17 protein-coding genes and 1 pseudogene are annotated in these 21,223 nt (G+C 71.1%); 14 read left to right on the top strand and 4 right to left on the bottom strand.

The window, feature by feature from the left end; genetic code table 11:
- Positions 1-109: 109 nt before the first annotated feature.
- Complete coding sequence (locus ACZ5WG_RS21420; protein ID WP_266659992.1) at positions 110-301, bottom strand: thiazolylpeptide-type bacteriocin; 192 nt, start codon at positions 299-301, stop codon at positions 110-112.
- 258 nt (positions 302-559) lie between these two features.
- On the opposite strand from ACZ5WG_RS21420, the gene ACZ5WG_RS21415 reads away from it, so the two are divergent.
- From ACZ5WG_RS21415 to ACZ5WG_RS21365, 11 genes are all read left to right on the top strand, one after another.
- Positions 560-1,114 (top strand): YbaK/EbsC family protein, encoded by a 555-nt coding sequence (locus ACZ5WG_RS21415; protein ID WP_468725122.1) that lies wholly within the window; start codon positions 560-562, stop codon positions 1,112-1,114.
- Between the two features lie 294 nt (positions 1,115-1,408).
- Positions 1,409-2,356, top strand: a complete 948-nt coding sequence (locus ACZ5WG_RS21410) for an ion transporter (RefSeq protein ID WP_468725520.1) — start codon at positions 1,409-1,411, stop codon at positions 2,354-2,356.
- 292 nt (positions 2,357-2,648) lie between these two features.
- The gene (locus ACZ5WG_RS21405; protein WP_468725120.1) at positions 2,649-3,392 is read left to right on the top strand and encodes an MIP/aquaporin family protein; all 744 of its coding nucleotides are present in this window, start codon (positions 2,649-2,651) and stop codon (positions 3,390-3,392) included.
- A 145-nt stretch (positions 3,393-3,537) separates the two neighbouring features.
- Entirely contained in the window at positions 3,538-3,963 is a 426-nt protein-coding gene (locus ACZ5WG_RS21400; RefSeq protein WP_468725119.1) for a three-helix bundle dimerization domain-containing protein, read from the top strand.
- Positions 3,890-4,309 (top strand): SHOCT domain-containing protein, encoded by a 420-nt coding sequence (locus ACZ5WG_RS21395; RefSeq protein WP_468725519.1) that lies wholly within the window; start codon positions 3,890-3,892, stop codon positions 4,307-4,309. Before ACZ5WG_RS21400 ends, ACZ5WG_RS21395 begins: the two co-directional genes overlap by 74 nt.
- A 132-nt stretch (positions 4,310-4,441) precedes the next feature.
- Positions 4,442-5,086 (top strand): dihydrofolate reductase family protein, encoded by a 645-nt coding sequence (locus ACZ5WG_RS21390; RefSeq protein ID WP_468725118.1) that lies wholly within the window; start codon positions 4,442-4,444, stop codon positions 5,084-5,086.
- 640 nt (positions 5,087-5,726) lie between these two features.
- On the top strand, positions 5,727-7,712 hold the full coding sequence (locus tag ACZ5WG_RS21385; protein ID WP_468725116.1) for a YcaO-like family protein: 1,986 nt from the start codon (positions 5,727-5,729) through the stop codon (positions 7,710-7,712).
- 9 nt (positions 7,713-7,721) lie between these two features.
- Entirely contained in the window at positions 7,722-8,987 is a 1,266-nt protein-coding gene (locus ACZ5WG_RS21380; RefSeq protein ID WP_468725114.1) for an MDR family MFS transporter, read from the top strand.
- A complete protein-coding gene (locus ACZ5WG_RS21375) occupies positions 8,980-9,486 on the top strand; it encodes a GNAT family N-acetyltransferase (RefSeq protein WP_468725113.1) in 507 nt (168 codons plus the stop codon). Before ACZ5WG_RS21380 ends, ACZ5WG_RS21375 begins: the two co-directional genes overlap by 8 nt.
- A 379-nt stretch (positions 9,487-9,865) precedes the next feature.
- On the top strand, positions 9,866-10,471 hold the full coding sequence (locus ACZ5WG_RS21370; protein ID WP_468725111.1) for a response regulator transcription factor: 606 nt from the start codon (positions 9,866-9,868) through the stop codon (positions 10,469-10,471).
- A 42-nt stretch (positions 10,472-10,513) separates the two neighbouring features.
- A complete protein-coding gene (locus ACZ5WG_RS21365; protein ID WP_468725110.1) occupies positions 10,514-12,208 on the top strand; it encodes a DUF885 domain-containing protein in 1,695 nt (564 codons plus the stop codon).
- A gap of 43 nt (positions 12,209-12,251) precedes the next feature.
- Here the strand turns inward: ACZ5WG_RS21365 and ACZ5WG_RS21360 are convergent, their stop codons facing one another.
- The 3 genes from ACZ5WG_RS21360 to ACZ5WG_RS21350 form a co-directional block, all read right to left on the bottom strand.
- Positions 12,252-13,256, bottom strand: coding sequence for an oxidoreductase (locus tag ACZ5WG_RS21360; protein WP_468725109.1), 1,005 nt, complete (start codon positions 13,254-13,256; stop codon positions 12,252-12,254).
- Positions 13,257-13,563: 307 nt separating this feature from the next.
- The gene (locus ACZ5WG_RS21355; protein WP_468725107.1) at positions 13,564-14,787 is read right to left on the bottom strand and encodes a PP2C family protein-serine/threonine phosphatase; all 1,224 of its coding nucleotides are present in this window, start codon (positions 14,785-14,787) and stop codon (positions 13,564-13,566) included.
- A gap of 145 nt (positions 14,788-14,932) precedes the next feature.
- Positions 14,933-16,177 (bottom strand): MFS transporter, encoded by a 1,245-nt coding sequence (locus ACZ5WG_RS21350; protein ID WP_468725106.1) that lies wholly within the window; start codon positions 16,175-16,177, stop codon positions 14,933-14,935.
- 126 nt (positions 16,178-16,303) lie between these two features.
- Here ACZ5WG_RS21350 and ACZ5WG_RS21345 point away from each other — a divergent pair, with 126 nt between their 5' ends.
- The 3 genes and pseudogenes from ACZ5WG_RS21345 to ACZ5WG_RS21335 all read left to right on the top strand — a co-directional run bounded on the left by ACZ5WG_RS21345 (position 16,304) and on the right by ACZ5WG_RS21335 (position 21,189).
- A complete protein-coding gene (locus ACZ5WG_RS21345) occupies positions 16,304-17,239 on the top strand; it encodes a LysR family transcriptional regulator (protein ID WP_468725104.1) in 936 nt (311 codons plus the stop codon).
- A 27-nt stretch (positions 17,240-17,266) separates the two neighbouring features.
- Positions 17,267-17,533: pseudogene (locus ACZ5WG_RS21340) on the top strand (hypothetical protein); the annotation flags it as partial.
- Between the two features lie 1,742 nt (positions 17,534-19,275).
- Positions 19,276-21,189 carry a D-alanyl-D-alanine carboxypeptidase family protein gene (locus ACZ5WG_RS21335; protein ID WP_468725103.1) on the top strand — a complete coding sequence of 638 codons (1,914 nt, stop codon included), beginning with the start codon at positions 19,276-19,278 and terminating at the stop codon, positions 21,187-21,189.
- The last annotated feature ends 34 nt before the right edge of the window (positions 21,190-21,223 follow it).

Raw genomic sequence — 21,223 nt, 5'->3', positions numbered from 1 at the left:
GGGCTCCCGTGGTGCGGTCTGGGCCTGTGAGCTGTCCTCCGGCTCGGGCCGCAGCCCGTGCGGCCGGCCCGGGTGGGCCGGACGCACGGGAGCGGCCGCTTCACAGCCGTCAGACGACGGGCGTCTCCACCTGCGGCTGGGCGCAGGAGGACGAGCCCTGGCAGGAGCAGGAGCCCCATGAGGCGCCGTTCTCGGGCAGTGCGGCGGTGTCGCTCAGCGCGGTGACGGTCAGCTCGCTGAGGTCCAGGTCCAGGTCCAGATCGAGGTGGTTGTACCCGGTGGTGGCAGAGGTTTCGGACATGCGGATTTCCTCTCGTTCATGAGGGGTTGCGGAACCGCGAAGACGGCGTCGGCTGGCCGGCGCCCGCGGCCGACGGGCGGAGTGCCCCGGGGAACAGACGGTTCGTGGTCGGGGGCATCCGTATGAGCGTCGTGGTGCAGCACGAGTCTCTGCGCGTCCCGGACCGACGGCAACTGCACGTGTCATGTTGGCCTGTTGTCCCGCCGTGGTCCGTCACGTCACGGCAGGCCCGGCAGCCGGCCGTGCACAATGGCACGCATGCGCGCACCCATCGGTTCCTTCGACAACGCCCGCCCGGCGGCGGACTGCCTGGCCGAACTCACCGCACCGGTAGCCGAGGCGGTCCGCGCCTGGCACGGCACCGTCCCGGCCGAGGACATCTTGTACGTCGACACCGATCCGGCCATCGCGGACACCGCCGCCTTCGTCGAGCACTACGGGCAGGAGCTCCTCGCGCAGTCGGCGAACTGCGTGATCGTCTCCGCCAAGCGCGGCGGCGAGTCCACGCTGGCCGCGTGCCTGGTCCCCTCCGGAGCCCGTGCCGACGTCAACGGCGTGGTGCGCCGTCGCCTCTCCGCCCGCAAGGTGTCCTTCGCGTCGATGGACACCGCGGTGCAGCTCAGTGGCATGGAGTACGGCGGCATCACCCCCATCGGCCTGCCGTCGGACTGGCCGTTGCTGGTGGACTCCGTCTTGGTCGGGCTGCCGTACGTACTGGTCGGCAGCGGCCGTCGCCGCGGCAAGCTCATCGTTCCCGGGAAGCTGTTCGCGGAACTCCCGGGCGCGGACGTGATCGAAGCCCTCGCTGCCTGACCCCCGCCCTCCCACTCCGTCCGGCGGCACGTGCACCGGGCTGCGGGACCGCGGAACGGCGGACGTCTCCGGGCCCGCAAGTCCTCCCGCCCGGCGTGCTCGGCACGGGTCGGCCCGTCGGTTCTCCGGGGCGACCGGTCGCTGCGGCTCCCCGATCGGGCGATGTCTGGGGCCGGGGCGTCTCGAATCCGGCCTTACGGCGTTACACGACACGGAGCTTGATCAAAGTCTCGGTGTCCGCCGGGGCGCGATACGACGTGCGACCGGGCTCCCGGTGGCCGGCAAGGGAGCATGATGCCAGACCTCATCGAGGCGTACAGCGGCCGCCGAAGGCTTGCCGCGCGCTGCCGTCACGTGAGCGAGAAGCCCGCGTTCTCGCTCGGCGTCATCTCGGTGATCCTCCTCAACGCCGTGCTGCTGGGCGTCGAGACGTACAGCGGACTGTCCGTGGAGTACGGCGCCCTTCTCCATTCGGCCGAACGGTTCTGCGTCGCGGCGTTCAGTCTGGAGATGCTGATCCGCCTGGGCGCGCACATCGACAGGCCGAAAGCTTTCTTCCGTGACCCGTGGAACGTGTTCGACCTGCTGGTGGTCTCTTCGGCCTTCATCCCCTTCCTGCGGGAGAACACCACCCTGTTGCGCCTCTTGCGTCTGGCGCGAGTGCTGCGCACCGCGCAGTTCATGCCGCAGCTGCGGGTCCTGCTCGTGGCTGTCGGCCGCAGCCTGCCCGGAACGGTCAGCTTCCTGTTCGTGGGCGCCCTGATCCTCTACGTCTACGCAATGATCGGCTGGATCTGCTTCGCCGGACATGACCCGGAACACTACGGTTCCCTCGGCCGGGCCGGGCTGACGCTGTTCCTGCTGATGACGCTGGAGGGCCTGGGCGATGCCGTCCATGCCGGACTGGCGGTCTCCCCTTTCAGCATCATCTACTACGCCTCCTACGTGCTCCTCGCCTCCTTCGTCCTGGTCAACGTGCTGATCGGTGTCGTCCTCAACGCCCTGGAAGAGGCGCGCGAGATGGAAGCGGAGGCGAACCGGACCGAGCAGGTCACCGCCTGGCAGCCCGCGGGGCACGCGGGTCGGGCGGCCCCGGAGGGCGCCGACGAACTCCGCATGCGGATCGCGGAGGTGCGCAGCGCCCTCGACGACATGGAGGCCCATCTCGACCCCTCGAGCGGAGCCGCGCCCCTCACGACGGCGTCCCCCTCTCCGGCCCGGGCGTCGGTCGGCGCGCGGTAGGCGAGTACCGAAGGGCGGACGCCACCGGTCACCGCGGGCCATCCGGGGCCGATCCGGCCACGTCATCCACACCGCCGGATTCGTCCGCGGCCCGGCCCTGCCCGTCGGCGTGTACGCGCACCTTGCGGCCCTGGAGTGCCACACGCTTGCTGGACGCGCTCACGGGCGCGGCCCGCGCCCGAGCGCCGAAGTCGCCCGACCGAAGGGAGAACCCATGAGCGGAAACGAGATGTCCTCGTCCGGTTCCCCGGCCGCTTCACCCGGAACACACACGGGTTCCGGCCAGCCGCCTGTGCAAACCGAGCCCGAACGCCGCGGCTACCCCCTGTACGAGTTCGCCCTGACCGCGATGTTGATGTTCACCGTGGTCACGGTCATCCGCTGGGTCCTCGATCCGGCCTCCCCACTCGCCCTCGCGAACGTCCGCCTGGCCCTCCTCCTGGTGGGTGCGCTGGCCGGGGCGCTCGTCTTCGGGCTGTTCCGCTCCCCGTGGGGGCGGTGTTCGGGTGCGCACATGAATCCCGCGATCACGCTCGCGCTGTGGCTGCTGAGGGCCTTCCCCGGCCGGGGCGTGACGGTGTACGTCGTCGCGCAGCTGTGCGGGTCGGTCGCCGGGACGGCTCTGGCCCGCCTGGCCTGGGGGCCGGCGGTCGCGCGGGTCGGCTACGGTGCGGCGGCCGCGGCGCCGTCGTGGAACGGCTGGGCCGTCTTCGCGGCCGAGGCCGGCTGCCTGGTCGTGGTCACCCTGATGATCGGCTTCTTCCTCGCGCACCCGGCCCACGAACGATGGTTCCCCTGGGTCCTGGCGGTTCTCATCTGCGCGATCATTGCCGTTCTGGGCCCCCTCAGCGGCGGCGCCGCCAACCCCGCCCGCCAGTTCGGACCCATGCTGATGTCCGGAACCACGGCGGGCCTGTGGATCTACCTCGTGGCACCCGCCCTCGGCGCCGTCCTGGGCGCTGCCGCCCACCACCTGATCCTGCGGGGTTCCACCCCGCGCCCCCGTCGCGGCCCCACCGCCTCGCACCCGGCCTGAGACGGGACCGGCGGCGCAACCACCCCCGTGGTCCCCGCCCCCTCCGCCCGCTGCCCGTCCGCCTCCGCCGGGCACCCGCGACGCGTCACACCCGGCCCCCGGTCGGCAGCAGGCGGCGTCATCGCCGTCGTGGCACCTTGGCGTTGTGGCCGGATGCCGACGGGGGCCGGGGGAGGCACCATTGTCTCGGGAGGGCGCACGTCCCTTCGACCGGCCGAAGAGGAAGGTGTCGAGCGGGTCGCCGAGAGGCCCGGGATCGCCCATTACGGTCGACGAACCCGCTGATCAGGTGGATGCCGCGGTGCGTGCGGCGCTGGATCACTTCAAGGACCGTAGAGTCCGCGACCTCGTGCCCGTGCTCGTCGAGCGCCGTGCCCGCGCCGCCCTCGAAGCGGCGGACCGGCCGGATCACACGGGTGCCCGCCCACGTGGAGGGGCGAATGAGCACTCAGGTGTACCTCGCGTACGACTTCCCGCTGCTGAGCGTCTTCTGGACCATGCTGGTGCTGGCCCTCTGGATCTTGTGGTTCTTCCTGCTCTTCAGGATCATCTTCGACATCTTCCGCGATGACGACTTGGGCGGTTGGGCCAAGGCCGGCTGGCTGGCCTTCGTCATCCTGCTGCCGTTCCTCGGCGTCTTCGTCTACCTCATCGCCCGGGGCAAGAGCATGGGCCGCCGGGAACTGGCCCAGGCACGGGCCCAGCAGAAGGAGTTCGACACCTACGTCCGGGAGACCGCCGACGCGCCACGACCCAGCAGCACCGAGGAACTGGCCAAGCTCTCCGACATGCGGGCGCGCGGCGAGATCACGGACGAGGAGTTCCGCCGGGCGAAGGCGCTGGTCCTTACCGACTACGGCCCAGGCGACCGAGCCACCCCCGATGCCCGCCCGTCCGGTGATGACGAGCAGCGCTGAATCGTGCTGCAGACGACCGGGGTCGCGGGTATCCCGCCCGTACGGGGCTCGATTTCCGACCTGTCACGGACGCAGCGATGAGTTTGCCCGGCCCGGAGAGTCTCACCACCATCGACAGCAGAGGAGGAACATGTGGCTCAGCTACTGAGAGTCCAGAACTTCAACGTCTCGAGTGACGGCATCGGTGCCGGCGAGGACCAGAGCCTTGAACGTCCGTTCGGCCATGTCGATCCCGGGAAGCTGTTCGCCTGGGCCGGTGCCACGGCGAGCTGGCCCATGCGCACGGATCCCGGCGGGAGCCGGGGCCTCGACGACTACTTCACGCGGGACTACGCACGCAACATGGGTGCCGAGATCATGGGCCGCAACAAGTTCGGGCCCCAGCGCGGGCCCTGGCAGGACTATGAGTGGCGCGGCTGGTGGGGCGATGAGCCCCCGTTCCGCACCCCGGTGTTCGTCATGACCCACCACAAGCGTCCTTCGTTCACGCTGGCCGACACCACGTTCCACTTCGTAGACGACGACCCGGCCACCGTCCTCGAACGGGCACGTGAGGCCGCGCAGGGCAAGGACGTCCGACTCGGCGGCGGGGCCACCACCATCCGGGAGTTCCTCGACGCCGACCTCGTCGACACCATGCATGTGGCGGTCTCACCGGTGAAGCTCGGGTCCGGAGTGCGACTCTGGGAGTCCCCCGATGAGCTGCTCGACCGGTTCCACCTGGAGGTCGTGCCCAGCCCGAGCGGCGTGACGCACCACCTGTTCTGGCGAAAGTAACGGGCCAGTCGGCACCGATCGCCCGCCGGGAGGCTGCTGCCGCGCAGCCCATGGCCTTCCCGTCCATGCGTTCCGGTGGCGAGCGGGTCCGGCAAACACCGTATCCCTGTGCCTTATTCCCGGGCCGGGAGTTCCGGGTGAACCCGTGAGTCATCCACGAGGATTCGTGAGGAATGCACCTAGGTGCCGGTACTGAATGCCCGTAACGTATTTCTCGTAACTGACAGCCAAACGGGAGGTATTTCCATGATCTCGACCGTCAAGACCAACGTCATCTGCGCTGTGGTCCACAACCGTGCCGTCGTCCACAACCGTGCGGTTGTGCACAACCGTGCGGTCGTCCACAACCGTTCGGTCGCCAAGTGAAGCTGACCCTCTGAGGTCTTCGACCACGGTCCCGGGGTTCTCCCGGGACCGTGGCACTTTGCACCAGGAGTCAGTTTCTATGGGGGCTGATATGTCGGCGGACGACACCGCTTTGGAAATCGTGGACGTTGAGATATACGACCTCGAGCAAGATCTGTGCTTTCTCGCCACCCCGAACGGTGGGCAGTTCTACATATCCGCCCCCACATCCGAGTTTCGTGCATGGTTGGCGCGCTGCGACGGAACCAGGTCCCGCAGCGAACTGCTGGCGGGAATGGCCTCCGAATACGCCGAGGTGGTCGACGTCCTGCGGCACGACGGCTGTTTGCGTCCGGCCGGGGCCACCCTCGACGCCGAGCGGGCGGCGCGAGTGGCGCGTACCACGGTCCTCGTCACCGGCGCGCCGGAGCTCACCGCCCCACTCGCCCACGCGCTGAGCACCACCGGCTACGCGCATGTCGGGCCGGCCCCGGAGGACCTGTCCGTCGTCGATGTCCGCGACACCGTGCTCGTCGCCGCCTTCTCCTACTCCGCCCACCGGGAACTGAGCCGTATCGACGAGCTGTGTGCCCGGTCCGGCCTGCGCTGGCTGCCGCTGCGCCATGAACGCGGCCGGGCCATCCTCGGTCCTGCCATCACCCCCGGTACCACGGCGGACTTCGCGGACGTGCTGGACCGCCGGCTCAGCGCGGCACACGACCCGCGGGTCGTCGAGGCCATGCGGGACGCGCCGCAGCCCGACGGCCACCGCCTCCGCGACGGCGAAGTCCGCTGGACATCCGCACAGCTCGCAACGTACCTGGAGCGCTGGGTCACCGGCGAGGCCACCGTAGACGAGGTCGGGCTAGATCCGCGCCGGCTCGACCGGATCGAGCGCACCATCCTGCCGGTTCCGACGCGGCCGCGGCCGGTGGTGCGCGGCGACGCCGAGGCGGACCTGCTCGTCGACGACCAGGTCGGCGTGGTGACCGGCGTTCAGGAGCTGGCTCCCTTGCCGGGTATGCCGGCGCGGCTGCGGGTGTGCGCGGTGGACGTCGCCGACATGCGGCGCGTCGCGGACTGGCCCAACGACCGGCAGGCGTTCGGCACGTCCTGGTCGGATTTCGACGCCGCCCGGCGCAGCGCCGTCGGCGAGGCGGTCGAACGCTATTGCGGCAGCCGGCTGCCCCAGGACCGGCTCCGGTTCGGCAGCTACGCCCAGCTGCGCAGGGCCGGGGTGCCCGCGCTCGACCCGCGCCGACTGCACCTGTACTCGCAGCGGCAGTACCGCAGCCAAGGCTTCCCCTTCGCTCCGCTGACCGTGGACGCGGAGTGCGCTTGGGTCGAGGGCCGCTCGTGGACGACCGGCGAGCCGGCATGGGTACCCGCCTTCCTGGTCGCCCACGGAGAGCACGACCCGGTTGCCTACTCCGATCCGCTGGTGGCCGGCGTGGCCTGCGGCGTCAGCGAGGAGCACACCGTCACCTCGGGGCTCGAAGAGGTGATCGAGCGAGACACCACCATGCTGTGGTGGGCCAATGCCGCCCGCCTTCCCCAGCTGCCGGTGCCCGACCGGATCCGCGAGCTGGTCGCCGACAGCCTGGACGCCTACGACATCAACCTGATCCATCTGGACAACGAGTTCGACGTCCCGGTGCTCGCCGCGGTCGTACGCGACCGGGCCGCCGGGTGGCTGGGCATCGGCTTCGCCACCCGGCCCGATCCGCAGGAGGCGGCGGAGAAGGCGTTGGCCGAGGGGTTCACCCTGCACCACACCTGCCGCTTCCTCGACGACGACAAGACGCTGGCGGACGGCCGGGCGGAGCTGCCGCACCTGGACAACCTCAAGCCGTACCGCGCCGACCGGCGCTACCTCGACTCCTACCGGCCGGACTTCAGCGACGTCCGGGACCTGCTGTGCCAGCAGCAGGTCCACCTGGATCCGCGGGCGGGGGAGCGGGTCGCACCCTGGGTCCGGGACCTGCCCACCCGCTCCTGGGACGGACTGCCGGCGCTCGCACAGCGGAGCCTCGAGGCGTACCGCGAACGGGTCGAGGCCCGTGGCTTCGAGGTGATCAGCGTCGACCTGACGACCTGTGACGCCGAAGCGGCCGGGTTCAGTGCCGCCCACACGATCGTGCCCGGCCTCGTGTCGAACTTCCCCGCCGGCATGCCCATGTGGGGCGACGGCAGGATCGGCCGCGCGGGCGTCCGGCTCGGCTGGCGGTCGCAACCGTTGGCCGAGGAGGAATTCAACGTCTTCCCACTACCCCATGCGTGAGGGATACCGATGGCTGTCATCGACACACTCGGCCTGCCGAACACCAAAGGCCGCAAGCCTCTGATCGTCGCGCAGGTCGTCGATGCCCTGGGCACCGGGCTCTTCCTCCCCTTCGCCGTCGTGTACTTCCACGCCGCCAAGGGCATCCCACTGACCACGGTCGGCGTGATGCTGTCCGTCGGCGCGCTGCTCTCGCTGCCCGCGGGACCGCTGGGGGGCCCGCTGATCGACCGGATCGGGCCGCGGCGCGTGCTGATCGCGAGCAACCTGATCCGTGTACTGACCTTCACCGCCTACGTGTTCACCGACACTCCCTGGCAGCTCGTCGTGCTGGTCACGGTCACCCTGTGGGGCGACAGCCTGTTCCGGCCCGCGGTCTCCGCGCTGGTGGCTCAGGTGGCCGACGACGGACACAGGGCGCGCTGGTACGCGATGGACCGGTCCCTGCGCAACGTCGGGATCGGCGCCGGCGGGCTGGTGGGCAGCACGCTCGTCGGCTGGGGCGGTACCTCGGGCTACACCGCCGTGGTCGCGCTGAACGCCGTGTCGTTCCTCATCGCGGCCGGGCTGGTCGCGACCTGGCGCCGGACCGCCGTGCTGCCTTACGGCGGCGCCGGCGGCCCGGTCCCGGCCGGGGACGCTCCGGAGCAGCGGCGCGGCGGGTACCGGGAGGTACTCGCCGACCGGGCCTTTCTCGGCGTCCTGGCCACCGTCTGCGTGTTCGCGCTGTGCGACCTCGCGCTGACCATGCTGCTGAGCGCCTACGTGATCGAGGCACGCGGGTTGCCGGCGTGGCAGCCGGGGATGCTGTTCGCGATCAACACCGTCATGGTGATGCTGGCACAGACCGCGGTGGCCAGGTCGGTCGAGCGGTACCGACGGACCAGGGTGCTGCAGGTGGCCTCAGTCCTGTGGCTGGTGTCCTTCGCGCTGTTCGCGGCGGTGCCCGGCGACCACATCGGACTGGCCTTCGGCGGGCTCGTCCTGGGCATGGTCGTCTTCACGGTCGCCGAACTGCTCCAGGCCCCGACCAGCAGTGCGCTGACCGTGGCGATCGCCGCAGGGCATCTTCGCGGCCGGTACCTGGGGCTGGAGGAGCTGATGTGGAGCCTGGCCCGGGTGATGGCGCCGACGGTGTTCACCTGGCTGCTGGCGCGGGGGGCGGGCCTGCCGTGGTTCGCGCTCTGCCTCTGTTGCCTCGCGGCGGTCGTGGTGCTGCAGCGACTCCACCGTGTGCTGCCCGCACACGTCCAGCGGGAGACCGTCCATGGCTGAGCGCGGTGCCGAGGTCCGCCGCCCGGAAGAGTTCCGCGACGTCTACCACCGGGTCTACCGCGAGGCGCCCTACCACGAGGATGCGGCGGCAGCAGACGGCTTCGCCCGACAGCTGGCCGGCCACGCGGCGCTGCCCGGCTTCTCCGTGACCACCGTCCTCGACGGCGGTCTGCTCAGCGGTTTCGCCTACGGAGTGCACCGGGAGGAGGGATGGTGGCATCCGCGTGCCGCCGCGCCCGCGCCGCGGTGGCTGCGCCGGCCGCTGTTCTATGTCTACGAGCTCGCAGTCGTCAGTGAGTTGCGCGGCCGCGGGCACGGGCGCGAGCTGCTGGAGCTGCTGCTGTCCGACCGCACCGAGCCGTTCGCCGTACTCGCCGCCTCGAGCAGGGCGTCGGCGCGCGAGATGTACGGGCGGTGGGGCTGGAAGAAGGCCGGCGAACTCACGGGGCCACCGCACGGTGTGGACCTCCTCGCACTCCCTTTGACGCCGCTGCGGTGACCGGGGCGCGCCGCTCACCGGTGTCCGGGTGCGGCGGCCGGTGATCAACCAGTATCCCGGCGCCCACGCCGGTGCCCCCGACACCGACCCCGCGCAGGGGACCGTCTCCGGATGGCTCCACGAGCAAGGACCCGGTCACCCCCTCCGAGGTTCTGGCGGACCCGTCCCGGAGCAGTGACCGCACACCGTGCCGTCACCTCAGGGCCGCGGGGCCGAGGTGCGGCTCCCGCGCTGGTGGTACGCGTACGGGAGGACGCGAATCCGCGAGCACGACCTGACAGAGGCAGCGGATGGTTCGACGTCGGAAACGCGTCGCGTGCAAGGGTGTTCGGTACGCCCACGCTGTCGCTGCATCGTCTCAATTGATCGGGGGATTCGAATGAGTGTCGATGTGATGGTTTACGATGATCTTGCCCTGTCTCGATTTGCGCTCACGGCCCTGCTGGAACAGCAGCCGGAGATCAGGGTCGTGGGATCGGTGGACAACAGGTATGCCGCACTTGAGTTCGCTGAGATGAATCGACCCGATGTCGTGATCATCAGTTTCGAAGGCAGGGACGAGGAAACCGTCGACATTGCCGAGAAGATCGCCATCCTTCCGAACGTCCGGACGCTGTTGGTTGCCACCGCGTGTGTCCGATCGGCCGTCCGCAGGGCATTCGCCGGAGAAATCGGCGGAATGGTGCGGCGCAGTGTCCCGCCGCAGCGCCTTTTCGAGGCCATCCATCTGGTGCACGACGGCGAGCGGGCTTTCGACGCCGAGCTCGCGGTCGCAGCCGTGGCCAACGGAGACTGCCCACTGACCCCCCGGCAGTTGTCCGTGCTCGAGCATCTCGACGGCGGTGACACGGTGGAGGAGATCGCCACACGGCTGTCCCTGTCCGAAGGGACGGTGCGCAACTACATTTCATCCATCGTGGTGAACATAGGTGCACGCAACCGTATCGATGCGCTGCGCATTGCCCGGAGCCTGGAATGGATCTGATCCGAAGTGGGTCGCATTCACATCGACACAAGGACAGCTCGCATGCCCAACACCAATGATCCCAGCGGCGGTCGGCTGCCCCGTCAGGTGGCCGACGCCCATGTCGACGCCCTCGTCGAACTCGACCCGATCGCCGGCACCTTCCTCGGCGTCGCCAAGAGTTCCGGCCGGCTCCCCGACTTCTCCCCGGAGGGCCAAGAAGCGGTGGACCAGCTGGCCCGTACGACCCTGCGGCAGCTCGCTGCCGCAGAGACCGCTCCCGGCGCGGACGACATCGCCGAGCGCCGCTGCGCCCGGCTGCTGCGTGAGCGGCTCACCGCCGAACTCGAGGTGCACGAAGCAGACGAGGGCCTGCGTAAGGTCAGCAACCTCGACTCACCCCTGCACCAGGTCCGCGACGTCCTCACGCTCACCCCCACGGACACGGACGAGGACTGGGCGGCGATCGCGCGACGGCTACGCGCCGTGCCGGACGCCATGGCGGGATACCGCGCCTCTCTGCACGCCGGACTCGCGCGCGGACTGCCCGCAGGGCCGCGGCAGGTCTCGGCCGTCATCGGCCAGTTGACCGAGTGGATCGGTACGGACCGGAGCTGGTTCGCGGAGTTCACCGACCCCGGTCCCGAGCGGCTGCGGGGCGAGCTCGCCAAGGCCGCCACAGCGGCCACCGGCGGCCTGGCGGAACTGCGCGACTGGCTGCGTGACACCTACGCCCCGGCCGTCGAGGGCGCACCCGACGTCGTCGGCCGGGAGCGCTACGTCCGTCTCGCCCGTCACCACAACGGCGCCCATCTCGACCTGGACGAGGCCTATGCGTACGGCTGGGCCGAGTTCCACCGGCTGCTCGCCGAGATGCGCACCGAGGCCGAACGGGTCCTGCCGGGCGCCGCTACCCCCTGGGAGGCGCTGGCTTGGTGCGACCGGCACGGCGAGGCCGTCGAAGGGGTCGAGGAGACCCGGCAGTGGCTCCAGTCACTGATGGACGAAACCATCGACACGCTGGACGGCACCCACTTCGAACTGGCCGAGCGGGTACGCCGGGTGGAGTCGCGCATAGCCCCGCGAGGCAGTGCCGCCGCCCCCTACTACACCGAGCCGTCGCTGGACTTCTCCCGGCCCGGACGCACCTGGCTGCCGACGATGGGAGAGACCCGCTTCCCGGTGTACGACCTGGTCACCACCTGGTACCACGAGGGCGTACCCGGTCATCATCTCCAGCTGGCCCAGTGGGCGCACGTCGCCGACGGCCTCTCCCGCTACCAGACGACCGTGGGCTTCGTCAACGCCAACGTCGAGGGCTGGGCCCTGTACGCCGAGCGACTGATGGACGAGCTGGGCTTCCTGTCCAACGCCGAGCGGCGGCTGGGATACCTGGACGCGCAGATGATGCGGGCCATCCGCGTCATCATCGACATCGGGATGCACCTGGAGCTGGAGATCCCGAAGGACTCCCCCTTCCACCCGGGCGAGCGCTGGACGCCGGGGCTGGCTCAGGAGTTCCTCGCCCGTCACACCAGCCGCCCGGCCGACTACGTCGAGAGCGAGGTCACGCGATACCTGGGCATGGCGGGCCAGGCCGTCGGCTACAAGCTCGGCGAGCGGGTTTGGCTCATGGGCCGGGAGGCGGCCCGAGCCCGGCACGGAGCGGACTTCGACCTCAAGGCCTGGCACATGGCCGCGCTGTCCCAGGGCTCGCTGGGCCTGGACGACCTGCTGAGCGAGATCTCAGCGCTCTGAGGGATGAGCGTGCCGCCACCCCGACGCGACCGCTCCGCGTTCGTCACAGCCCCGCCGGCCTGCCCCGGCCGCTGCCTCGAGAAGGCCGGAAACCCGTAGGCCGGTTCGTGGGGAACGAGTAGTGCACTGCGGTGAGCTCTTCCGAGAGCGCCCACAACTCGTGGGCCGTGGCGGAGTCCTGGATGGCGCGTTCTCGGCTGCGGAGGACGGGCTCGCCCCTGAGCTGGAAGGGTCCGTCGGGCACGACGTAGCTGCCTCCGGGGAGGTCGGGGACCGTCGAGGCGTACAGAGAGGTCTTGGCGCCTTCCGGTGTGGGGCGGAATGCGGTGCGCAAGAGCAGGCCAGTGAAGATCCCGTACGCGCGGCCGCGCGTGCTGTTGGCGCCGCCGGTCAGCACGTTGGAGCGTGTGAGTCCGGGGGCGACCGCCATGCTGCGCAGCTTCAGCCCGGCGACATCGGCCCTTCGCTGCAGTTCCGTGGCGAAGTAGAGATTGGCCCGCTTGGACTGCAGGTAGGTGAACAGCGCTCGGTAGCGGTGCTCGGCATTGAGGTTGGTCATGTCGAACCGGGCGAATCGCTGGCCCTCGCTGCTGACCGTGACCACGCGAGGGTCGGCGGCTGCCAGCAGGTGCGGCATGAGGAGGCCGGTGAGCGCGAACGTACCGAGGTGATTGGTGCCGAACTGGGACTCGAAGCCGTCGGCCGTCCGGGAGAACGGCACCATGGCCACGCCGGCGTTGTTCACCAGGAGATCGAGCCGGTCGTGACTCCAGCCCTCGGCAAACCTGCGGACGGATTCCAAGTCGGCGAGATCAAGCATGCGCAGTTCGGCGTGGGCACCGGGTACTTCACTGCGCAGCCGCTCCACTGCCTCCCGCCCGCGCTCGTGGCTGCGGCAGGCCAGGACGACATGGGCGCCGCGGCGGGCGAGTTCGCGGGCGGTGACGTACCCGATGCCGCTGTTGGCGCCGCTGACGACGACCAGCCGCCCCGACTGGTCAGGGACGGACTCCGGCGTCCAGCTCTTGCGCGGAAGCGTCTGCGGCACGCTCTCCGAACGATCGTCGGCCGAGCGAGGACGGTATTCGACGCTGCGCGCGGCTGTGTCGTCATGGGGCATGGGGCCTCGATCCGTGGGTCAGGAGTGTCTGCAGCGCCGAAAGAGCACTGCTGTATCGCAACTGCAAGTTGCGATAGCCTGATCCTGTCGCATGTTCCGCCATTAACGCAACCTGGAGTTGCAATCCAACCGGAACTGGAAAGACGCTGACGGTCTTGTCGCCGAGGCGCCGGCCGGCCACTTCGTCACGGACATCCCGATCCCCGACACCGGGTCGGAGTGCTGCCGGGGTTCGTCAGAGCCGGACGATGACGAGGGCGGTGTCGTCGGTGGCGCCCACGGCGGGGAGCAGGTCGAGGAGAAGCGCGTCGGCGAGCGGCTCGGGGTCGGCCCCGCGGTGCCGGGTGAGGGCGTCGGCGAGGCGGGCGAGACCGGTGTCGATGTCCTCGTGGCGGCGTTCGATCAGGCCGTCGCTGTAGAGGACGAGGGTGTCGCCTTCGGCGAACGGGGTGGTGGCCTGGGGGCGGGCGACGTGGTCGGGGCGGGCGCCGAGCGGGGGATCGGTGGCCTGGTCGAGGAACTCGACGGTGCCGTCGGTGCGGAGCAGGGCGGGCGGGGGATGGCCTGCGCTGCTGTAGGTGATGGTGTGGGTGCCCCAGTCGATGCAGGTCTCGACGACCGTGGTGTTCTCGGCGCCTTCGACGGAGCGTGCGTACAGACCGAGGACTTCCAGGGCCTGGGCGGGGCCGTCGGCGACGCGGGAGGCGGCGCTGAGGGCGCTGCGGAGCAGGCCCATGACGCAGGCTGCGTGGAGGCCGTGGCCCACGACGTCGCCGACGGCGACGCCGATGCGGTCGCCCGGCAGGTCGACGAGGTCGTACCAGTCGCCGCAGACGTTGAGCGTCCCCATTGCGGGCTGGTAGCGCACGGCGGCACGGTGGTGGCCGAAGGGGCCGGGGGCGGGCAGCATCGCGTCCTGCAGGGCGAGGGCGACCTCTCGCTCGCGGGCGTGGGCCTCGCGGAGCCGCTCGTTGAGATCCTGCAGTTCCCTGGCCCGGGTGTACAGCTCGGCCTCCAGCACCCGGGTGCGGCTGCCTCGCGCGCCGCGGGCCTTGATGAGCTCGGTGACCTCCTCGACGCGGTGCACCAGCACCGTCACCCGGCCGTCAGGTCCGAGCACCGGTGCGTTGACCGGGCTCCAGTACCGTTCCTCCCACTCACCCGGCCGTTCCACGGACTCCACGTCATAGCGCTGCAGCGCCATCGTGTCCCGCTCGCCGGTGGCGAGCACCCGCTGGAGTGACGCCTGCAGGTTGCGCGCGCCGGTGGCGGTGGGGTCGCCGGGATTGTCGGGGAAGACGTCGAACAGGTACCGGCCCGCCAGCTGCTCGCGCGTCCGGCCCGACATCCGCAGGAACTCCTCGTTCACGTCCGCGTACACCAGTTCGGGAGTCAGGATCGCGACCATGCCGGGCAGTGCCTGGAACACCGCCGCGTAGTCGATTTCCGCCTCCGCCATAGTCGGCCTGCCTCAGCGCTCGATGCCGTCTGTGATTCCCACGATAGAAGCCGGGTGACGAGTGCGCGGGAATCCGTTGGGCAGGACGTGAGAGGGCCGCCTGAGCGCCGGGCCCGGCCTCTCGCTCGTGGTGCCCGGTGGCCCGTCAGGTGGGGCCCGGTGCCGGCTCCGGCCCGGAGGGAAGCGCCGTCGCGCGGTGGGGGAGCAGCAGCGGGGTGGCCAGGAGGAGCACGCCGGCCAGGCCGATGGCCGTACGCGGGCCGAGCAGGGCTCCAAGCACGCCCCAGACGGCCGTCAGGAGCGCGGTCGTGGCCTTGGTCGTCACCGCCCAGGCGGACAGTGTGCGGGTGGCCCGGTCGGTCGCGGTGCGCTCGAGGCGGTAGGTGGCGTAGACGGGGTTGAAGACCCCGCAACAGAAGATGAGCCCGAGTTCGACTCCCATCACCAGCAGCAGCCCCCCGGTGCCCGCTCCCGGGAAGGCGAGGCCGATGGGCCAGAGCGCGCGCAGGCTCCCTGCCATGGCCAGGACCCGGTGCTGCCCGAACCGGGTGACGAGCGGTCGGGCCAGCTGTGAACCGAGCAGCCCGCCGATCGAGGGTGCGGCGAAGGCGAGGCCGTACTGCCAGGGCGCGAAACCGAGCCGGCCGAGCATCAGGACGGCCAGTAGCGGTTGGGCGGCCATCACCAGGCCGTTGAACAAGGCGGTGTTGAAGAACAGCGGACGCAGTGTCGCGTCGGCGAGGATGTACCGCCAGCCGTCGAGCAGGTCCCGGGCCCGCATGCGCGGGGCCTCCCGGCGCTCGGTCTGCGGTTCGTGCCCGCCCGTCGCGCGGATGGCCAGGGCCGAGAGCAGGTAGCTGACCGCGTCTGCCACCACTGTCGCCACCGGGCCGAGGAGCCCGATCGCCACGCCGCCCAGCGGCGGTCCGATGATCGTGGTCGTCCAGGCCGTGGACTCGAATCGGGCGTTGGCGACGAGCAGGTCCTCGGCCGGCAGCAGCGTTTTCAGGTACGCGCCGGAGGCGGCGCGGAAGGTGATGTCGGCCGCCGCGACGACGACCGACACCAGCAGAAGCTGGACGAAGGTGAGCACACCGAACGCGAACGCGGTGGGGATCGTCAGCAGCGCCGCGAACCGCCCCAAGTCCATGGAGATCAGCACCGGCCGCTTGCGGCGGAACTCCACCCATGGGCCGAGCGGCACCGCCACGGCCGCGCCCACCGCGGCTCCTGCGGAGGAGAGCGCGGCGACCTCGGCCGGTCCGGCGTGCAGCACCTGGACGGCAATCAACGGGAACGCGCCGAACGCGAGCCACGTGCCGAGCGCGCTGGTCCCGTACGCACCCCAGAGCCACCCGAACCGCCGCCCCAGCCGCTGTCCGCTCCTCATGCCCGATGCCTCCCACCCGCACAACCGATCCGCGATCCGAAGCATCAAAGCGAGCACCACGACCAAGGATCAAACAACCCCAGGATCGCCTGCCACAACCAATGGTTGTGGCCGTAGGGTGTCGGCATGGACCTCGACACCGTCCGGACCTTCGTCGCCGCCGCCGACGCGGGGCAGTTCCAAGAAGCAGCCGCCGAGCTGGCGGTCACGCAGCAGGCCGTCTCCAAACGCATCGCCACGCTGGAGCGCAACCTCGGGGTGCGGCTGTTCACCCGCACCCCGCGCGGCGCCGAGCTCACCATCGACGGGCAGGCATTCCTGCCCCACGCACGCGAACTGCTTCGCGTCGCCGAGCGCGCGACCGCGTCCGTGCGCACCGGCCACCGTCCACTGCGCGTCGACGTGATCGCCTCGCGCGTCGCGCCGTCGGGCCTGATGCGCGGCTTCCACCACGCGCACCCCGAGATCGACCTCGACGTGCTCATGCTGTTCGACATCCAGACGGCCGTCGCCGCCATCCGGTCCGGTGAGATCGACGCGTCCTTCCGCGCCGTCGCCGCCCCCGGCCGGCCCCTTCCCGAAGACATCGAGTCCGTCCGGGTCCTCGACGAGCCGCTCCAGCTCCTCACCGGCCCCGCCCACGCGCTGGCGGGCGCCCGGTCGGTGCCCCTCGCTCAGCTCGCCGGGCACCGGATCTGGATGCCCGGCATCGTCCCCGGTACCGAGTGGGCCGCCTACTACGACGCCCTCGTCGCCGAGTTCGGCCTCACCATCGAGGCGACCGGCCCCAACTTCGGCTCCGACGCGCTCCTCGACACCGTCGCCGACACCCCGGCCCTGGCCACCTTCATGGGCGAACACACCCGCCTCGTCTGGCCCGCCGGCCACGGCCTTCGCCGCATCCCGGTGACCGACCCGACACCCGTGTACCCGCACTCGCTCCTTTGGCACCGCGACAACCCCCACCCGGCACTGGCCAACCTCCGCGCCCACCTCGCCACCACGGCGCCCGGCCACGACGCCGCCGGGACATGGGCGCCGAGCTGGGTGATCCCGCGCTGAACGCCTCTCTCCCGGCCTGGGGCATCCGTGACGCCCCGGACGTCGTGCCCGTCCGCCCCGACCAGGTGGCCGAGATCAGCGCGGCGCGGGCGGTTGGTCCGGGGCGGAGTGGACCGTACGGTCCGGGGCCGTGACGCGCTGCGGGCCTACTCCGGTTATCGGCCCGCTGACCGGCTCTCGCGCCGCATGTGCACGAACATCCTGGTGACGCTCACATCCGAGTCGGCAGCGACTTCGGCCACCTACTTCACGACGTACCGTGTCGATGGTCATACCGGCGGGCTGCCGCTGCCCGGTGGTGCCGGTGGTGGTGTGCAGTGGCGATTGGCCGGTGAATCGGGCGCCCCTGGCGGGTGAACCCGGGGTCGGGGGCCTGTTGCTGACGGTGTGGGGGCGAATGCAACCTGCATCAGGGTGATCACGATGCGGCCGGCCGCTGCCTCTCGCCCTGTCCCTGTCCCTGCCCGCTACCGCCGCGCACGCGGGGCCACTGAACGCGCGGCCGCAGGTCCTGCGAACTGCACGCCGAGTGGGGGTATGGCGGAGCCACCGTCACCGACGTCTCCCGGCCGGACATCGACCACATGGCTCCGCTCGCGGAGGCACGGGATTTCAGGTGCCGGTGCGCGGACCGCGCGAAGGAGCGAAGTCTACGGCGATGGCCAGGGCCAGTTGTCGTCCCTGGTTGCTGTGACGGCGGCGCGCAGCGAGCCCGGGTTCCGCGAGGGCAATCGCCCCTGGGAGAGCGCCATTTGGCGCGAAGTCACCAGCGCGGTAGGGCGCGTGTCTTCGCCCTTCCGCTGTTCGTGTGGGGGCCGGTTGTCCGTGCCCCACCCCGGATTCGGGCTTTGTACGAGCAGCGTCGGGAAGCGCGGCTCCGGCCCGGCCCCGGCGGGCGGCCTGGGGTGCCGCGGGACGCCGTGATCTGCGTGGCGCTCCACCTGGCCGTGGTGATGCGGCTGTACGGGATGCCGATGCCGGTGGTCGACCGGCTGCTCTCCGGGGCCGGAGTATGACCGGACGGTCACAGGATCCGGTTCCGGGAACGGACGCAGCGCGGCGTACATCTAGCCGGTCGGTGAGGCTCCTGCGGGGCCTCGCCCGACGGTATCGGCAAGAACCGGCCATCGCTGACCGACCGCGAGAGCGGTGGGTCAGCGGTGGCCGGTGGTGAGTGGCAAGGTGGGGCAGGAATGAAGGCGGTAGCGGTGGCGGGCGGTTCCCCGGACACCCCGGGCACCCCGGAGACTCCGGAGGCGGAAGGGGCCGAGGTCCCGGGAACGGATCCCCGTAGGCAGGACACGCCCCCCGGTACCGGCAGCTCGGACACCCCGGAGCGCACAGAGGCCGAAACTCCTGCCGAAGCCGAAGCCGAAGCGCCGCAGAAGCACGACGCCGATTCCGAGGAGGAAGGCGAGGCCAAGGCTGACGGCGCCGCGGAGAGCGGGCTCGAGGAGGAGGCGCCGGGCGAACCCGCGGCGAAGGCCGAAGCCGCGGCGAAGGCCGAAGCCGAGCCGGAGGCTGACGCGGAGCCCGAGGCGGAAGCTGAGGCCGAGCACGCATCCGAGGCGGAGGCCGAAGGCGGGTCCGAGGCCGAGCCGGAGGTTGGCGAGACCGCCCCCGAGGTCGAAGTACAGCCCGAAGCGGAGGCGGAGCCCGACGCGGAGACCGTCGCCGGGGCTGCGCCTGAGCCTGAGGCTTCCGGCGGGGTCGTACCCGAGCCCGCGGCGGAGGTTTCCGGCGGGGTCGTTCCTGAGCTTGGGGCGGGGGCCGGTGATGGGGTCGTGCCTGAGCCTGGGGCGGAGGCTGTCGGCGGGGCTGCGCCTGAGCGTGAGGCGGAGGTTTCCGGCGGGGTCGTTCCTGAGCCTGGGGCGGAGGCTGTCGGCGGGGCTGTGCCTGAGCGTGAGGCGGAGGTTTCCGGCGGGGTCGTACCTGAGCCTGGGGTGGAGGCCGGTGACGGGGCTGCTCCTGAGCCTGGGGTGGAGGCCGGTGACGGGGTCGTACCCGAGCCTGAGGCGGAGCCCGGTGACGGGGTCGTGCGTGAGCCTGGGGCGGAGGCTGTAGCCGGGGCTGCGCCTGAGCCTGAGGCGGAGGTTTCCGGCGGGGTCGTTCCTGAGCCCGATACGGAGCCCGGTGACGGGGTCGTTCCTGAGCCCGAGGCGGAGGCCGTCGGCGGGGCCGTACCCGAGCCTGAGGCGGAGGCCGACGACGAGGGCGATGGCGGCGGTGGTGATGGCCAGGGCGAGGACGCGCCTGACGAGGATGTCGAGGCAGCCGAGGCGGTCGAGGCCAAGGAGCCCGCAGAGGCCGGTGCGGCGGACGACGCGGGCCAGGGGCCCCGACGCGTGCCGTCCTGGGCTCGGGACGGCGAGCCCGATGCGGAGCGGACGAGTCAGTTCGTGGCCCTGAAGGACCTGGACGCCCCGGCGGAGAAGGCCCCTTGGCCGGAAGCCGTACCGCAGAACCGGACCCCGGCCCCCGCCCGGACCCCGGCCCCCGCCCGGACCCCGGCCCCCGCCCGGACCCCGGCCCCCGCCCGGACCCCGGCCCCCGCCCGGACCCCGGCCCCGGTCCGGACCCCGGCCCCCGCCCCGGCCATGGCTACCGCGGAGGTCGTCGAGCCCACCCGCGAGGTCCCGCTGCCCCCGCAGCCCCCGCTGGATCTGCTGGCCGAACTCACCAACACGGCTCCCCCGCCGGAGACCCCGCGCCGGACCGCGGTCCGGCGCGTGAAGATCTGGACCCCGATCCTGCTGCTCCTGGCCGGCGCGGCAACCGGTGCGCAGCTGCTGCGACCGCTGCCCGCCCCGCAGCTCGTCGCGGCCGAGCAGGCGCACAACCTCGACGGGCAGTTCTCCGTACCGTGGCCCGCCAAGGGCCAAGGCGCGGTACGCGTGCCCGGTTCCGGCGACATCGGCACCTTCGGCGAGCAGAAGCCCGTCCCCACGGCGAGCGTCGCCAAGGTGATGACGGCCTACGTGATCCTCAAGGGCCACCCGCTGCGCAAGGGCGAGGCCGGCCCTCAGATCGAGGTCGACGCGAAGGCCGTGGCGGACGGCACCTCGGGGCACGAGTCCCGGGTCGAGGGCCTCGTCGCCGGTACGAAGTTCAGCCAGCAGGACATGCTGAAGATGGTCATGATCCCGTCGGCCAACAACGTGGCCCGGCTGCTGGCGCGCTGGGACAGCGGTACCGACTCCGAGGCCGCCTTCGTCGCGAAGATGAACGCCGCCGCCAGGGAACTCGGCATGACGAACACCACGTACACGGATCCCAGCGGCCTGGACGCCGGAACCGTCAGCACGGCCACCGACCAGCTGAAGCTGGCCGAGGCCGTGATGAAGGAGGAGGCGTTCCGCGCGGTGGTGGCGCTGCCGAGCGCCGAGATCAAGGGGCTGTCCACGCCGCTCTTGAACAACAACGAGCTGCTCCTGGCCAACGGCCTCAGCATCCGCGGCATCAAGACCGGGTCCAGCACCCCCGCGGGCGGCACACTGGTGTGGGCGGCGTACAAGTCATTCGGTGACGAGACTCCGCTGATCCTCGGCACGCTCATGGACCAGCACGCGGACGGCCCGGACCTCAACGGGGAGAACAGCCTGAAACTCGTGCAGGCCAACAGCAAGAAGATCATCGAGGCGGTGCGGCAGGCGCTCGACGTGGCTCCGTTGGTCCGCAAGGGCCAGACGGTCGGCCACGTGGACGACGGCCTCGGCGGCCGTACCCCGCTGGTGGCCACGAAGGACCTGAACGTGATCGGCGTACCGGGCCAGCAGCTGAAGCTCACCCTGCGGCCGGGTGCCTCCGGGACCCCGCACACCGCGAAGGCTGGAACCGAGGTCGGCGTCCTGACGGCCGGCGACGGGGAGGGCGCGAAGAGCGTTCCCGTGGCGGTCGCGACCGCGCTGGCCGAGCCCTCCTTCGGCGCCCGGGTCACCCGCCTGCGCTAGGGAGTGCCGTCGAAGCGGCGTCGCGCGGGAGCAG

Source organism: Streptomyces sp. NPDC032745 (assembly GCF_055579465.1).
The sequence above is the reverse complement of the archived record's forward strand: the minus strand, read 5'-3'. Positions and strand labels throughout refer to the sequence as shown.

Bases quoted from the DNA above. Each gene is read 5' to 3' on its own strand.
- ACZ5WG_RS21410 (WP_468725520.1), top strand. From the start codon at position 1,409: ATGCCAGACCTCATCGAGGCGTACAGCGGCCGCCGAAGGCTTGCCGCG.
- ACZ5WG_RS21380 (WP_468725114.1), top strand. From the start codon at position 7,722: ATGGCTGTCATCGACACACTCGGCCTGCCGAACACCAAAGGCCGCAAG.
- ACZ5WG_RS21345 (WP_468725104.1), top strand. From the start codon at position 16,304: ATGGACCTCGACACCGTCCGGACCTTCGTCGCCGCCGCCGACGCGGGG.
- ACZ5WG_RS21375 (WP_468725113.1), top strand. From the start codon at position 8,980: ATGGCTGAGCGCGGTGCCGAGGTCCGCCGCCCGGAAGAGTTCCGCGAC.
- ACZ5WG_RS21415 (WP_468725122.1), top strand. From the start codon at position 560: ATGCGCGCACCCATCGGTTCCTTCGACAACGCCCGCCCGGCGGCGGAC.
- ACZ5WG_RS21370 (WP_468725111.1), top strand. From the start codon at position 9,866: ATGAGTGTCGATGTGATGGTTTACGATGATCTTGCCCTGTCTCGATTT.
- ACZ5WG_RS21355 (WP_468725107.1), bottom strand. From the start codon at position 14,787: ATGGCGGAGGCGGAAATCGACTACGCGGCGGTGTTCCAGGCACTGCCC.
- ACZ5WG_RS21395 (WP_468725519.1), top strand. From the start codon at position 3,890: ATGCTGGTGCTGGCCCTCTGGATCTTGTGGTTCTTCCTGCTCTTCAGG.
- ACZ5WG_RS21385 (WP_468725116.1), top strand. From the start codon at position 5,727: ATGGCCTCCGAATACGCCGAGGTGGTCGACGTCCTGCGGCACGACGGC.
- ACZ5WG_RS21365 (WP_468725110.1), top strand. From the start codon at position 10,514: ATGCCCAACACCAATGATCCCAGCGGCGGTCGGCTGCCCCGTCAGGTG.
- ACZ5WG_RS21350 (WP_468725106.1), bottom strand. From the start codon at position 16,177: ATGAGGAGCGGACAGCGGCTGGGGCGGCGGTTCGGGTGGCTCTGGGGT.
- ACZ5WG_RS21420 (WP_266659992.1), bottom strand. From the start codon at position 301: ATGTCCGAAACCTCTGCCACCACCGGGTACAACCACCTCGATCTGGAC.